This window comes from Shewanella sp. Choline-02u-19 (assembly GCF_002836205.1).
Classification (GTDB): Bacteria; Pseudomonadota; Gammaproteobacteria; order Enterobacterales; family Shewanellaceae; genus Shewanella.
In genome coordinates, this window is sequence record NZ_PJBE01000011.1 from 102321 (window position 1) to 117879 (window position 15559).

Annotated in this window: 14 protein-coding genes; 5 read left to right on the plus strand and 9 right to left on the minus strand. The window is 44.8% G+C overall.

The genetic code is table 11. The annotated features are described in order from the left end of the window. Window positions 1-118: 118 nt before the first annotated feature. Window positions 119-3955, plus strand: coding sequence for a S8 family serine peptidase (locus CXF83_RS01795; RefSeq protein ID WP_101093415.1), 3837 nt, complete (start codon window positions 119-121; stop codon window positions 3953-3955). 137 nt (window positions 3956-4092) lie between these two features. Here the strand turns inward: CXF83_RS01795 and CXF83_RS01800 are convergent, their stop codons facing one another. The 4 genes from CXF83_RS01800 to CXF83_RS01815 all read right to left on the minus strand — a co-directional run bounded on the left by CXF83_RS01800 (window position 4093) and on the right by CXF83_RS01815 (window position 7436). Further along, entirely contained in the window at window positions 4093-4632 is a 540-nt protein-coding gene (locus CXF83_RS01800) for an outer membrane beta-barrel protein (protein WP_101093416.1), read from the minus strand. A gap of 218 nt (window positions 4633-4850) precedes the next feature. Continuing rightward, window positions 4851-5288: a DMT family transporter gene (locus CXF83_RS01805; RefSeq protein ID WP_332871144.1), complete on the minus strand. Its 438-nt coding sequence runs from the start codon at window positions 5286-5288 to the stop codon at window positions 4851-4853. Between the two features lie 385 nt (window positions 5289-5673). Then, complete coding sequence (gene gfa, locus CXF83_RS01810) at window positions 5674-6231, minus strand: S-(hydroxymethyl)glutathione synthase (protein WP_101093418.1); 558 nt, start codon at window positions 6229-6231, stop codon at window positions 5674-5676. Between the two features lie 53 nt (window positions 6232-6284). Then, entirely contained in the window at window positions 6285-7436 is a 1152-nt protein-coding gene (locus CXF83_RS01815) for an iron-containing alcohol dehydrogenase (protein ID WP_101093419.1), read from the minus strand. Window positions 7437-7746: 310 nt separating this feature from the next. Here CXF83_RS01815 and CXF83_RS01820 point away from each other — a divergent pair, with 310 nt between their 5' ends. The 4 genes from CXF83_RS01820 (at window position 7747) to CXF83_RS01835 (ending at window position 11357) form a co-directional block, all read left to right on the plus strand. Beyond that, the gene (locus tag CXF83_RS01820; protein ID WP_101093420.1) at window positions 7747-8616 is read left to right on the plus strand and encodes a LysR substrate-binding domain-containing protein; all 870 of its coding nucleotides are present in this window, start codon (window positions 7747-7749) and stop codon (window positions 8614-8616) included. Between the two features lie 701 nt (window positions 8617-9317). Then, window positions 9318-9791: a hypothetical protein gene (locus CXF83_RS01825; RefSeq protein WP_232775005.1), complete on the plus strand. Its 474-nt coding sequence runs from the start codon at window positions 9318-9320 to the stop codon at window positions 9789-9791. Between the two features lie 136 nt (window positions 9792-9927). Next, window positions 9928-10623 carry a HupE/UreJ family protein gene (locus CXF83_RS01830; protein WP_101093422.1) on the plus strand — a complete coding sequence of 232 codons (696 nt, stop codon included), beginning with the start codon at window positions 9928-9930 and terminating at the stop codon, window positions 10621-10623. Window positions 10624-10697: 74 nt separating this feature from the next. Then, the gene (locus CXF83_RS01835; protein WP_101093423.1) at window positions 10698-11357 is read left to right on the plus strand and encodes a hypothetical protein; all 660 of its coding nucleotides are present in this window, start codon (window positions 10698-10700) and stop codon (window positions 11355-11357) included. 110 nt (window positions 11358-11467) lie between these two features. On the opposite strand, the gene CXF83_RS01840 is transcribed toward CXF83_RS01835, so the two are convergent. From CXF83_RS01840 to CXF83_RS01860, 5 genes are all read right to left on the minus strand, one after another. Then, complete coding sequence (locus tag CXF83_RS01840; RefSeq protein WP_101093424.1) at window positions 11468-11935, minus strand: DUF6491 family protein; 468 nt, start codon at window positions 11933-11935, stop codon at window positions 11468-11470. A gap of 272 nt (window positions 11936-12207) precedes the next feature. Continuing rightward, a complete protein-coding gene (fghA, locus tag CXF83_RS01845; protein ID WP_101093425.1) occupies window positions 12208-13047 on the minus strand; it encodes an S-formylglutathione hydrolase in 840 nt (279 codons plus the stop codon). 99 nt (window positions 13048-13146) lie between these two features. Further along, window positions 13147-14277: an S-(hydroxymethyl)glutathione dehydrogenase/class III alcohol dehydrogenase gene (locus CXF83_RS01850; RefSeq protein ID WP_101093426.1), complete on the minus strand. Its 1131-nt coding sequence runs from the start codon at window positions 14275-14277 to the stop codon at window positions 13147-13149. A gap of 203 nt (window positions 14278-14480) precedes the next feature. After that, complete coding sequence (locus CXF83_RS01855) at window positions 14481-14747, minus strand: DksA/TraR family C4-type zinc finger protein (protein ID WP_101093427.1); 267 nt, start codon at window positions 14745-14747, stop codon at window positions 14481-14483. A gap of 78 nt (window positions 14748-14825) precedes the next feature. Continuing rightward, window positions 14826-15479, minus strand: a complete 654-nt coding sequence (locus CXF83_RS01860; protein WP_157822945.1) for a patatin-like phospholipase family protein — start codon at window positions 15477-15479, stop codon at window positions 14826-14828. Between the last annotated feature and the right edge of the window lie 80 nt (window positions 15480-15559).

Genomic DNA, 15559 nt, shown 5'->3' on the forward strand with positions numbered 1-15559 from the left:
TCGATGGGGTATCAAGTTTACGTCGAATTAACAATTCTAATAAATTGACTGCTCGCGCAAGTTATTCGCAGCAGAAGAGAATACTCAACACAATAATTATAAATACGAGGAAGACCAGGTGAAAATAACTTACAAAAAAAGCCTCATTGCAGCCGCACTCAGCATTATATTAAGCCCGGTATCTCAGGCTAATATTACCGACACCCGTGGCCTAGACGTTGATGGTGGTCAACGCAGTAACAAACTACAAGCCAGCAAACGTAATACTGATAACCTGTACATGGTACTACTTGATGATCAACCGTTAGCCACCTATAAAGGCGGTATTGATAACCTTAAAGCCACCAGTTTATTAAGCAATAACCATAATAAGAACAATAAAAATGGCACGCTAAACGTGCAAAGCGCTGCCAGTCAACACTATCTCCAATACTTGGCACAGCAATCCGACTTAACTTTAAAGCGGGCGCAGGCCAGCTTAAAGCGTGAACTCACCATTGAAAATCAATATAAAATTGCCCTCAACGGTTTCAGCACCACATTAACAGAGCAAGAAGTAACCCAGCTACAGGGTGTCTCCGGTGTTAAGCACGTGCAGAAGGTTCAACTTCGCCACCTTACTACTGACTCAGGTCCTCGCCACATTCAAGCGCCGTCGGCGTGGGATGGCACAGCAACGGGCGTAGCGACTCAAGGTGAAGGTGTCATCGTCGGGATCCTCGATACAGGTATTAGCGCTTTTAATCCATCATTTGCCGATATCGGCGGTGATGGTTATGACCATACCAATCCTCTCGGTGAAGGCGTTTATTTAGGTCACTGTGCAGACTCTGAGTTAGCCAACTACTGTAACGACAAACTTATTGGTATTTGGGCAAACGACGGTGTGCTCGCTGATTACGTTCCTGAGGGCGATGATGTAATAGGCATCGATCACAACGGCCACGGTTCACATACCGCCTCGACGACTGCAGGTAACGTGGTTAAAAATGTGCCTATTTATAACGTGATGGGCGATAAAGCCGATTTTACCTTTGGTCATATTAGCGGGGTTGCTCCCCATGCAAACATCATCTCTTATCAAGTTTGTGCTGCCGATGCAGGCTGCTGGACTGACGTAACCGCTCAGGCTGTTGAGCATGCCATCGAAAACGGCGTTCAAGTGCTCAACTACTCTGTCGGTGGTGGCGCGAGTGACCCTTGGTATGACACTGATGCACTAGCATTTCTATCTGCCCGTGAAGCAGGGATTCATGTGGCGACTTCGGCCGGTAACTCAGGGCCCGGTCCTGAAACCGTTGGTTCACCCGGTAACGCCCCTTGGATCACAACAGTGGCAGCCTATACCCATGACCGTAGCTTTACCGATAAAGAGGCCAGCTTCACTGGCGGCGACAGTGCATTAACCAACCTTAGTGGTAAAGGCGCAACAGCGGGCTTCACTGCTAGCGTTGTCCATGCTGCCGATTACGGTGATGCCGACTGCTTGAACCCTTTCGATATTGACACTTTCAGTGGCGAAATAGTCGTTTGTCAACGCGGTGACATCGCCAGAGTGACAAAAGGAACCAACGTACTTGCTGGCGGCGCTGGCGGTATGATCTTAGTGAATGTGGACGGCGGTTCAGAAACGGTCGATGCTGATTTCCATGTGCTGCCTGCAATACATGTTGATGCAGCTCAAGGAAATGAACTAACAGCTTGGCTAGCCAATGGCAGCGAGCATATAGCAACCATTACCGCCTCCGCGATTGAAAGCGATCCCGATAATGCTGACATCGCAGCGGTGTTTACCTCTCGTGGCCCAGAGCCCATCATGAACCGTTGGTTGACGCCTCATGTTGCAGCCCCTGGTGTTGCCATCTATGCAGCCAACTCTGAGTATCAGCCTTGGCGCGAAGAAAAGACTGAATCGCCATACACCTTTATGGATGGCACATCGATGTCTAGCCCGCATGTTGCTGGTGCAATGGCGTTAATCGCGGCACTTAAACCTGCATGGACGCCTGCCGAACTGCAATCGGCATTAATGCTCAGTGCAGAGTTTAATACGCGTAAAGATGATGGCGTCACCGCATCAGACTTTTTTGATTCCGGTGCAGGTAGCATCCGCATCAGCAAGGCGCTCAATACTGGCCTCATCATGAACGTGACTAACCAAGAGTATCTCGATGCCAACCCAGATCTAGGTGGCAAGCCAGAAGAGATGAACATGCCATCTGCAGTGCAGCAAAACTGTATGATGAGCTGTAACTGGACTAGAACCTTTACCGCTACCTCTAGCTCAACCTGGACCACCAGCGGTGATGCCAGTGTTGATGACTTAACAGTAAGCGCGACGCCAAGCAGCTTTACCCTCGCCGCAGGTGAAAGCGTCACTCTTGAGGTGACAGCAACTATCTCGAATGGTTTTAACTCTGAATATGGCATGGGTAGATTGTTACTCACACCAGCCGATGCAAAGCTAACTCCTTCTGCAATGCCGGTGATAGGGACTTTTGTTGCGGGTAGCTTCCCAGAAAGTACTTACCTAGTAACCAATAAAAGCAAAGGCAGTGCTAATATCGAAGGCATCACTACAGTCGGTACTAGTGACCTGCAAATTGCCACATTTGAACTCGCTGAAGTTGAAAGTATCACCACCAGCCTGCCACGTGATGATAGCGACACTGCTAGCTGGCCAGCTAACGTCTATAACGACAGCAGCTTTTTCTATTCGCAACTAATTAATGTTACGCCTAATACCAAGCGTGTCATCGTACGCATTAAAGACACCACATCACCCGATCTGGATATATTTATTGGCCGTGATGCGAACTATAATGGCAAACCTGATAATGCCATGGAAATGGACGATATGTTGTGTCAGAGCGCGACTGAAACCGCCTATGAAAGCTGCGAAGTTAACGATCCACAGCCAGGTAGCTATTACGTCACTGTGCATAACTTTGGTAATACATCAGCGCCATCAGACACCATTGATGACCTAACGATTGAGATAGCCGTTATCGATAAAGATGATTCGAGTGTCACGGTAGATTATAACGCACAGTTAGGAGCCAATGAAGATATCGGCCTAGTACTAAACTGGGACAAGGACTTAAAACCTGACACCCTTTATATCACTGCGCTTGAGATCGGTACTGGTCCCGATGCGGCGAGCAACATTGGTCTGATGCCAATAGAGCTTTACAAGAATGCCACCTATCTAACAGGTTCAGTAGATAGCGAACGGGTTAATACCGGCGATATGCTCACCCTAACGCTTGAACTTGCTGCCAATGCCAGCGACGAAGAGATGTTATTTGATATCCAGACCAGCATTCCAGAAGGCCTTATCATCGACAGTGATAGCCACATGGGTATGCTCGAGGGACAAACACTTAGCTGGCAGGTAACTCAGGCCGCTAACAGTGAGCTACAGAGCATTGTTTTAGTGCTTAATACTGCGGAGCAAGTGATGTCTAAAACATTGAGTTTTGATGTATCGCACACAGTAAATAGCGTCAGTATTACTGAAACCGTCGGACCGGTACAACTTGAAGGCGTGCCAGTTGCGCTAATTAATGGCGAGAGTGCCATTAGCGTTACCGCTGACGAACAGACAGTTGTTGCTTTATCTGCTGTAGGCAGTACTACGCCGAATGCAGATGACGTAATAACCTATAGCTGGGCACAAGTTTCAGGCCAGGATATCACAATGGACGATGCAAGCTCAGCAAGCGTTAATGTCACCTTGCCGGATGTAGAAGCTGACAGCAGCGCAGTTGTTGAGCTGACCGTCAGCAATGGTAGCAAGACGACTGTTGCGACTGCAACGATTGCGATAACGGCTGAAGTGGTTGCTGTTGAACCTGAACCGACACAGTCAGATAGCGGTGGTGCAATGGGAGTATCAGTTTTGCTGCTTGGGTTATTCGGCTTACGTCGTCGTACGAAAAAGTCATCAACCTAAAGTAAGGTGGGCGCTATTTTGAAGTGATAACGCCCAAAACGTAAGGCTTTTTGTCAATTAGGATCGCTAGCTGAGGATCTTTTAGGGTTAATACTTTTGCCGACTGCATTACAGTCGGCTTTTTTCTGTCTTATTCACTAGAACTTATAATCAAGCGTCAAGTACACCTGCTGACTGTTATCAATAGTGATCCCATCGCGTTCATAATCTTGTTCTAGATAGCGATACCCGAGATCTGACGAAAAGTGTTCACTCCATTGATATTGCACACCCACTTGGCCACCCCAGACTAAATCAGTATCTGCACGTCCCGCAATTTTATTGTCATTAGCGCCCACAGTAACACCAGCAAATAAGTTAACGTCTTTATGGACTGGTATTAAATAATCATAAGAGAGCAACCAGCTATATTGCTCCTGCTTATAATCGTTGCCCGCTTGAGAGAATTCGTCCTCCATATAGCCAAAGGTACCCGTGATCCGATGCTGTTGCTCAATCAATACCCCCATTCGCCCTTGCCACGACATGTCTTCGGTGTCGTGTTGTATATTGCCGTCCACTTTATCGGTTTGATAACCCGCAGCCGCACCCACGAAAAATTCAACTTCAGCGGCATTTACGCTGCTGATGAGTAAACCGGAACATAGAACACCTGCTAGCATCGTCTTAATTTTCATTGTAAACCTCACTCATAACCTGATAAATAGAGAATCTTGTCGGTGTCATTATCGACGTTATGAATAGATTACCGATTCCCTACCGCATGAAAAAGTGCCTCACACCAACAAGTTTGTATCGAATAATGAGACAGTCAACATATTGAGGCCACTAAAGAAAGCTGAGGTTAGCTTTATGCTTAAGGTTAAAATGAGATCAACGCGGTTAATGCTTTGAATCAGTGACTATGGCCTTGTGAGAAGTTAATCATCATTACGCCAGCAGCGACTAATCCCATACCGATCCACGCAGTGAGATCTAGATGTTGGCGGTAAAATAGTGCCGATAACAAGGTGACTGTCACTATGGCTAAACCCGCCCACAGTGCATGAACGACCCCCACAGGCATGCCCTTCATCGCTTGGCCAAGAAAAATAAATGCCACCAAATGACCCAAAATAACCAATACGGCTGGCAATGGTCGACTAAAACCATCGGTCGCCTTTAACGCCACATGAGATAAGGCTTCAGCCATGACACCCAGTAATAGAAAGATCCAACTCATAATATAAGCCTTAAATGTAAAGTGTTCGGCAGGCAAAGCCTGCTGCATAGATTGAGATACTGAATTTGTTGTAGTGCTTAGTATATTGATAATGGATAGGATGATAATCAGCTAAAACTGCAAATCACTTTTACCAAATGGTAATAAACAGCTGCAATCAAAAACCAAGCATGAGCCGACAAATGAAACCATCAGTGCAAAGCATCAATACCGCAGCAGCTCCGCCCATACGCATTTAAGCTTCAACTCTTAAAAACGAAGACAATCCCATTTCGATGCGTCAAATATATTTATTAATTCAACAATAATAATCGGCCTGATCAACAAATATTTTTACCATTCAATATAAGAAAAAACGATAACACCGGTCTAGATGGCTGCTTTTTTTGGGGGGGGATAAGTAGGTTAAACCCCTGCCAATAGACATAAAAAAAGCGCCGTAGCGCTTTCTTATAAAATCCACGATACCTATTTACTCAGTATCAATTAATGGCGCTTAGCTCTTGTTTGCAACGTGAGCAGCAATGGCATCCATCAATACTGGAGATAAGCAGTCATATGGCGCTAAGCCCAAGTCCGTTAATGTATTGCGAACATCAGCCATAGCTTCAGGTGCCGTTCCTGACTCAATGATAGAAGAGACAAATGCAGCGAATTCAGGTGCTGACCAACCTTGCTGTTTAGATAACTCAGTATGCACAAAGTCTAAACCATAGAAAGGATGCTCAGCGTTTTCGATACGGCCGTACATATGGGTGCCACACTCTTTACATGCATGACGCTGAATTGCCGCTGACGCGTCGATAATCTGTAATTTATCAGCATTAGCAGTCACGCTAACTTGGTCTTTAGCGACCACCGCTATCTGAGCAAACAGAGCGCCTTCAGGCTTCCAGCATTTGCTGCAACCGCAAACATGGTTATGTGCAGTTTGCGCTGAGACACTAACTTCAACAGGATGGTGTGAACACTGGCATTGCAATGAACCGCCGCTAAAACCATCGGCTGTTGCTGAGATACCATTATCGACCAATGGGTGAATTAACGTTTTCATAATAATTATTCCAAATAAATGAGGCTAAGCCCTGCTGGACTTAGCAGAACGACTTACATCGCTTGTTTAAAAATATTGATGATCTCTTCAGTGCTAGCCTTTCTTGGATTGGTTAAAGAGCACGCATCGTTTAAGGCATTAATCGCCATAAATTCAAGTTTGTCCTGTTTAACTCCAAGATCAGCCAGCTTTTGGGCGGTACCAACTGAGGCTGAAAGTCTTTCTATTTCAACAATGCCAGCTTCTGCAGCATCAGCGGCATTCATGCCTGTCGTATCTACGCCCATTGCTTTAGCAACATCGGCAAATCTATCACTGCTAACGACAGCATTGAAACGAGAAACATATGGCAGCAAGATGGCATTACATAAGCCGTGCACTAAGTCATATACACCACCTAATTGGTGAGCCATTGAGTGCACATAACCCAGAGACGCGTTAGAGAAGGCCATACCAGCCAAATACTCTCCGTACTGCATCGCATCTCGCGCTGCACGGTCTTCGCCGTTATCGACAGCCTGCTGCAAGTTCATTGAGATGAGCTCAATAGCCTTAATGGCTGACGCATCGGTTATCGGAGTCGCTGCAGTTGAAACATAAGCTTCAATCGCATGGGTTAATGCATCCATCCCCGTTGCAGCGGTAAGAAACTTAGGCATTGCCACCATAAGTTCTGAGTCATTCACAGCGATGATCGGCGTCAGATTTTTATCTACAATCGGGTATTTAGTCTGATCTTCCTCATTGGTAACAATGGCAAAAATGGTCATTTCAGCAGCTGTCCCAGCAGTGGTATTGACGGTAACCAACGGCAGTTGTGGCTTCGCAGATAGATGCACACCTTTAGAGTAATCACGAATATGACCACCATTGGCAGCGACTAAGGCGATGCCTTTAGCACAATCGTGAGGCGAGCCACCACCGAATGAAACGACAAAGTCACAGTCTTGAATTTTAAGCATCTCAAGACCTTGCTCAATATTTTTCTCTGTCGGGTTAGGCTGTACACCATCAAAGATTGCAAATGCGATATCGTGAGTAGATAACTCATCGGTTAGTCTGTCGACGAGTTTAATATCGACTAATGCCTTATCGGTTACGATTAGCGCTTTATTAAAGTTTCTCGCCTGTAGTTCGCTACCTAATTGCTTGATGGCATCGGGTCCCATCATCGACATCGGAGGCATATAGAATGTTGTGCTCATTTTGACTTCCTTAATTTAAATAAAAACTTACAGTCTCTTTACTGATATCTTGGATGACTACAAACTGAGACTGGATGACATCTTTGTCATTCGATGGCAGTGATTATATTCCTTACCCACTAGTTGATAATCCCACTTTTTAACAAATTACTTTTTACAGTGAGTAATAATAAATCTCACTTAAATACCCAGTTTGGTGCTAGAAATAGCGATTAGCCGTTTTAAATAAGATGTGATTTTGAATTGCATTTAGACTGAATTTGGTAATAATTAAGGGATATTTAGCAAAGATAATTTCTTGAGAGTAATAATGTTTAATTGGGAAGGTGTCAGTGAGTTTGTTGCAGTAGCCGAAGCCGAAAGCTTTACCAAGGCGTCACAACGACTAGGGATTTCGACAGCTCAAGTCAGCAGGCAGATCAGCGCATTAGAAATTCGGCTCGCTTCAAAGCTGTTTCATCGCACCACAAGAAAAGTATCGGTGACCGAAGTTGGCAGGATCTATTATCAACATTGTCGACAGGTGCTCGATGGATTAGAAGAAGCAGAGCGAGCGATCACTAATCTGCAAACGACCCCTAGAGGATTGCTAAAAATTACCGCTCCCTTCACCTATGGTGAAAAAACCATTGCGCCTTTGATCAATGACTTTGCCGTGTTGTATCCAGAATTGGAGATTAAACTCATCCTCAGTAATCAAAGGATTGATTTAATCGACGAAGGATACGATCTTGCCATCCGGCTCGGGCAGCTAGAAGACTCGAGTATGATGGCTAAGAAGCTAAGTACGCGAACCCAGTATGTTTGTGCGTCACCCGCTTATCTTTCCACTTATGGCATTCCCCACACATTGTCGGAACTAGAAAAACATAATTGTTTGCTCGGCACTATGGATTATTGGCGTTTTCAAGAAAATGGCAAAACCAGAAATGTACGCGTAAGCGGTTCACTCAGTTGTAACAATGGCCACGCTTTAGTGGATGCGGCAATTAAAGGCATTGGCATCGTACAACTACCCGATTTTTATGTCGCCCGCTTTTTAGAAGACAAACAACTGGTGGCACTGCTTGAGCATAACCGCCAGCCTGAAGAAGGGATCTGGGCGCTCTATCCGCAAAATCGTCACCTCTCACCTAAAGTTCGCATGCTGCTGGACTACCTGGGTAACGCCCTCAAATAGACACTTAACCGTACCCTATACTGACCTCTAGCTTATGCTACTGGTCAGTAGCCATTATTAACAATAAGATCAAACATATTACTTTCAATAACTTAAGGCACTTAAAGCGTTGATTGTTACTGTGTCGCAAAAGTAATTTACCTTTTAAGCTAATTGTTCCAAATATGATGATAACTATAATGAGCGCCATCTAATGCCCTGAGGACGAGCAGATACCTAGGGTATACCGCTGAAGTCACCTGGCGCTTGTTACACATTATTGCAGCACCAAATTGCGGTGCACTGAGGAATTGTTATGTCTCGTATCGTTATTATCAAACGCTTAAAATGTATGTTTAAGCCGGCTTAAAGCAGGTAAAGCCAAAGTCCAAGCTGAATATTGAACATAAAAAAGGCGGCTAACACCTCCTTTTTTATTGGCGTATGTAAATGCTTACTCACTCAGTCTTACAGCGCATTAGTCGCTAACAACTATGCCTGCAAACACATGTTTTCTTCACTCGTTCATTACCTTCTACCCGTTCTTTTAGGCATTGTTGTGCCAAGAGCGTTGGCGACCAACCGCTTTACTTTAATCAGCTTGCTGCGGCAGTCGCCTAGGCTGGATTGCGGGTCAGTTAAACTAAGGCAATAGCTTTGTCGTCGGGAAATACTAGCGGTTTGAGCTCCAATCTGATTTAATCTCGATTGCTACATTCTCTTTGAGACGAAACAAACTGAGCAGTAAAACCATCAAGGTAAAGTTAGCCATAGCCGCTACACACCAATCCAGAACAACATTAGCCATCATGCTGGTGCTGTTGCTGTGCCAGTTTTTTGTGATGAATTCAGCTTATTCAGTACAGTACCCCAATGGTAAACACCCTATGGGTAGCAGTGTTAGCCATCATCATAGCCATGAGAATGTGCATGCAACCTTTGCTCATGTGCACGATGTAGAAGCCCTGCCCGCTTTTAATTCCACCGAATTAATTGCCGATTTAGACGGCACTGATATTGTTTTTGCTAGCGACAGTAGCGAGCATGATCATAACAACCACTCACACACGCCATCACACCCGCCCTTTGAGTCGACCTTTAACAGCGATTTTTATCAGGCAGGCACTGTCGGCGACAATGATGTGCTTTATAACAACTACCGATACGCACCACCCAATCCCCCTCCACACCGCTAATTATTTATCTTTTAAATGACGGCTTGGTTAACTATTCCAAGTCGTTTAGCGATAGACCCATTTTGCGCTTCTTTGACTGACTACATTCAGTCTTTGATTCATGCGCTTAATAAAATAAATAATTGGAGTACATGTAATGAGCCAACCATTGGCTAACACCATAAGACTTATGGTGATTTTTTTGGGGTTATTGGCCTCTTTCTCTCTTTTTGCTCACGGCGTAGATGAAGGTACCAAGCAGTTTTTAGCTGCTAATCAAGGGGTTTCTATTCTGCCCTTTATCTATATCGGTGCTAAGCATATGGTCACTGGATATGACCATTTACTGTTTTTAGTCGGCGTGATTTTTTTCCTTTATCGCACTAAAGACGTGTTGCTCTACGTCAGCTTGTTCACTATTGGTCATAGCATTACCTTGCTGTACGGCGTGTTTTACGACATCCAGGTAAATCCTTATCTTATCGATGCGATTATTGGATTTTCAATTGTCTATAAAGGATTTGATAACTTAGGTGGATTCAAACGCGTTTTTGGTTTCCAGCCCAACACCAAAGTCGCGGTAATGATCTTTGGCCTATTCCATGGCTTTGGGCTGGCCACGAAAATCCAAGAATTCAATCTGCCTAAAGAGGGGTTAATGACCAATATTATTGCCTTTAACGTCGGCGTAGAAATTGGGCAATTTTTAGCGCTAGGCGTTGTGCTCATTATGATGAGCTTTTGGCGCAGGCATCAAAGTTATCTCAAGTTTTCAACTGCGGCCAACACGCTACTCATGAGTGGTGGATTGATGTTAGTCGGCTTTCAACTCACTGGATACTTTATCAATTAAAACAGATTGTTGAGTCGCTACCACAGAAAAACACAGCTCAATACGCATGCGTAAATACAAATTTAGGAACAACAATGACACAGCAAACAGACAACCAAGCAACTAACACCGAGAGCAACTCACTCAGTGCACCAGTCCACTCTAACGCCACCTTACTGAAAGCGAGTATCGTCGCAACCGTCATTGCTGCGGTTGTATTGGTCACGGCTATTTTACCTGCCGAGTACAACATTGACCCAACAGGTATTGGTCAATCGTTAGGGCTAACAAAAATAGCCACTGCGGCGACAGAACCAGTGATCGCGAGTACATCAAGTATTAAAGCCGGGCCAGGCGTAATGGTAAGTTCAGGCTCTATTGTGATAAACGATGCGCCCTCAGTGGCAGAGATCAAACAAACTCGTACAGAAATGATGGGGCTACGCCAAGATACGGTCGACATCATTATTGCGGCGGGTAAAGGTTTAGAATATAAACTACTGATGAATGAAGGAGCCCATTTAGAATATGAATGGCGCACCAATGGCGCACCCTTGTATTTTGATTTTCACGGCGAACCTCAAGGTGATAAAACAGGTTTCTTTGAAAGTTTTACTATCACCACATCCGATCAAGTGAAGGGGACGCTGACCACGCCTTTTGCAGGTGCGCACGGATGGTATTGGAAAAACAAAACCAGTGAGCCAATTACGGTGACACTTACTACTAAAGGCGCTTACCTTATTAAAGGCTAATGTGGCCTTAGTTAATATCCCCTAGGAATGGTCTGCAGTAAAAAGCCCGCCTATCGACTGATAGACGGGCTTTTTTATAGATTGATTCCACTCAGCGGTAAGTTGCCACTTTAATCGCCGCTAGTACTATTCGCCTCAGATTTTTTATTTTCTAACTTTTTCTCATCAACAGAGAAAGCGAGGATTTGTTGCTTTATAAGCTCTTTCTCCGCTTTATCTTTTATGCGGTACATGCGCTTAATATTGTATTTAAGCTGTGGGTTATCTCGAGTTGAGACACTATCAAAGCCAACTTCGACCTTACCAAGGGTTGATGTAATGAGTAATCCTTGGGCAAACTTAAGATCATTATTACCACCATTTAAAATCAACAGATAGATCTCTCTTGGCCTGCTATTGACTATCAGCGAATACTTATCGATCTCTTCCCAACCATCCATTCTAAAATTATCAATGGAATTAACTTGCTCTAAGTCAGGAAACTCATACATTGCCGCCCGCTCTTTTGAAGCTTCCGTTGCTGCACAACCCGCTAAAACTATCGCAAGGCCAATCACAACTATATTCCATAGTTTCATTGTTATCTCCTTATATGAATTAGCTTAACTCTAGCGCTAAAATAACAGAGTGCAAACACTCGCCATTCAGGCCCATAAAGCATGTAAAACACCAACCATGATCACTTTTATTGCTTGTCCTAACAAAACAAAGTCCATGAGGTGTACTTTTTTATCGAAAGGCTTGCTAAATGAACCACTAATAAGGTGAGCGATTCAGAGGGGAGTTAGTAACTGCGGCGCATAAAAAATGCCGCTATAGAGCGGCATTTTTATAATATAGTAATGTAACGCTAGTCGTTCAAGTGAGCAGCATGAAAGCGTAAGTGTTGTTCAATAAAGCTCGAGATGAAGAAGTAGCTGTGATCATAACCCTCATGCATATTAAGCGTTAACGGGTAACCACTTACTTTAGCCGCAGCCTGCAACATTTCAGGTTTAAGTTGCTCTGCGAGGAAGTTATCACCTTCGCCTTGATCAACTAACGCCGGCACAAACGCACTGGCTTTACGCATCAATAGGCTCGCATCGTAATCCTGCCATGCATTAGTGTCACGGCCCAAATAAGCCGTAAGCGCCTTCTTGCCCCAAGGGCAATTAACTGGGTTGCTGATTGGGCTAAACGCAGACACTGACTGATAAGCCTCAGCATTGCGCATCGCAATAACCAAGGCACCATGTCCGCCCATTGAATGACCCGCAATTGAGCGCTTGTCACTGACTGGGAACATAGACTCAATCAATTTTGGCAGTTCATCAACGACGTAATCATACATTTGGTAATGACGATTCCACGGCGCTTGCGTTGCATTAACGTAAAAACCTGCACCTTGGCCTAAATCATAACCGACATCATCAGCCACACCTTCGCCACGCGGGCTAGTATCTGGTGCAACAATTGCGATACCCAACTCTGCAGCGAGCGCTTGCGCACCGGCTTTATGCATAAAGTTTTCATCGGTACAGGTTAAGCCTGACAACCAATATAATACCGGAACTTTTTGGCCATTTGACGCTTGAGGCGGCAGATAGATAGCAAAGCGCATCTTACAATTTAACGCTTCAGAGTGGTGGGTATACTGCTTATTCCAGCCGCCAAAACTCTTGTTTACACTGATATTTTCGATTGTCATACTTGAGTCTCTTAAAGCGCTTTCGCATTAACTATCGATGACAGTTAATGCGAAAGCGGCTGGATAGGGGCTTACACCCTATCCACTTATTTTGATAGTTTACTTGTCGAAGTGGATAACAGTACGAATACTCTTACCTTCATGCATAAGGTCAAATGCTTCGTTAACCTGCTCAAGCGCCATAGTATGAGTAATAAAGTCGCTTAACTTAAACTCACCCGCCAAATAACGTTCAACGTACTCAGGTAGCTCTGAGCGGCCTTTAACCCCACCAAAAGCGCTGCCTCTCCATACACGACCAGTCACCAGTTGGAATGGACGGGTTGAGATCTCTTGACCTGCCCCTGCGACACCAATAACCACTGACTCGCCCCAACCTTTATGGCAACACTCAAGCGCGCTACGCATCACGTTGACGTTACCGATGCACTCAAATGAGTAATCAACGCCGCCATCGGTAAGTTCTACAATCACATCTTGAATTGGCTTATCGTAATCTTTTGGGTTGATGCAATCAGTGGCGCCCAGTTGGCGAGCTAAGTCGAACTTACTTTCGTTAATATCGATAGCGATGATACGTGACGCTTTAGCCATCGCAGCACCAATCACTGCTGATAGACCAATACCACCCATACCAAAGATTGCAACCGTAGCGCCCTCTTCAACTTTTGCGGTATTCATGACTGCGCCCATACCAGTGGTCACACCACAACCCAATAAGCACACCTCTTCAAGTGGTGCTTCAGGGTTCACTTTTGCCAATGAAATTTCAGGCAAGACTGTGTACTCAGAGAAAGTAGATGTGCCCATGTAATGGAAGATATCAACGCCATCTTTTGAAAAACGCGTGGTGCCATCAGGCATCAAACCTTTACCTTGAGTTTCACGAATTTTCTGGCAAAGGTTAGTTTTGCCTGACTTACAGAACTTACACTCGCCACACTCTGGTGTGTATAAAGGAATAACATGGTCGCCGACTTGCACGCTAGTCACGCCTTCACCAATAGACTCAACAATCCCGCCGCCTTCATGGCCTAGAATACACGGAAAAATACCTTCAGGATCGTCACCCGATAGCGTGAATGCGTCGGTATGACACACACCAGTGGCAACCATCTTGACGCGCACTTCGCCTTTTTGAGGCGGCATAACATCTACGATTTCCATAGTGAGTGGCTGGCCTACGGCCCAAGCGACTGCGGCTTTAGATTTAATTGTCTGTGCTGTCATCTTAAATTCCTAGATTGATAGAGTGTATAAACGGTCTTATCTGAACCAGCGCCGTAATGAATATGCGAGCATTATAGCGGGGACTTAATAAATGATAATCCCACCATTACGCAATTTACTTTTACCGTACGGTAATAATAATGTGTATTTTATTATCTGACGAACATGCGGCTATCAATATCAAACCCAGCCTAACACCGCACTTAACGTAATTGACTATCTTTACTGCCTCTGCGATTAAACAGTGCCATGTTACCGTGCCGTTTATCTCGCTCGCTTTGACATTCAACACACAAACGAACGCCTTGAACAGCTCGTCTACGCGCCTCGGGAATGGGTTTATCGCACTCTTCACAGTCGAACAGACTTTGTCCAACGGATAATTCACTGCGAATATGCGCCACTCCATCTTCGATACTATTATCGATTTGATCTTGCACTGCCCCGTCGCGGGCCCAACCACTTGCCATTTAGACTCCTTCATTTACTCAGCAAACAGCAAAGAACCTTGCTCAACTGCAGCACCAAGTAGATTTAAAGTTTAGAAGCTAACAGGCGTATTGCCATGTCAATTTTGTTGGGTGAATTATACTCAACTGACTTGGTTTGATAATGCACTCAATCTGAAAATTTCTTTTTCCGTACAGTAACAATCCTCGAGATTGCTGTATCCATCCACTTGTGATGGTAACAATTGTGGGCATCTGAATATCATTGTTGAAAGTTAACTGCGGTTTATTACGGTAGCGGTAACAGGGAACGTATTTGGCTTTGGTATCCTCGCAATAAGCGCCTCTCTCACAAGGTGCGTTGTGACCAAACGTCAGCTTAAATGACAATATCAACTCAGCTGCTCTATTAGAGGCATAGAGCACCCAACACGCTAAAAGGTCTTTCCTAATGTTAGGACGAATAAGGATATCTTGTGGTTGTAAGTTTGAGATTTGCTGTACTGCATTGGCCCGGGTCATCATGGTAGACAGCGACGCTAAAATGGCCAAACTGTTTTGTAATTCTTCTTTCGGTGCAAACTCGGAACCAATATCAATTGCAATATCAACACCCATCTCGCGTACCGTATCGGCTGGCATATTGCTGACAGTGCCGCCATCAGCCAGATACTTGCCGTCAATTTCAACCGGTTGCAATATTCTCGGCACCGACGCTTGCATTTCCCTTAATAGGTTACCAGAGTCAAGCATTGCATCACTAGTTCAACACCCACCAGTAACTGACAAGCACAGCATGCTTATCACCAATGGCTAGCAATCTACAGACGGCC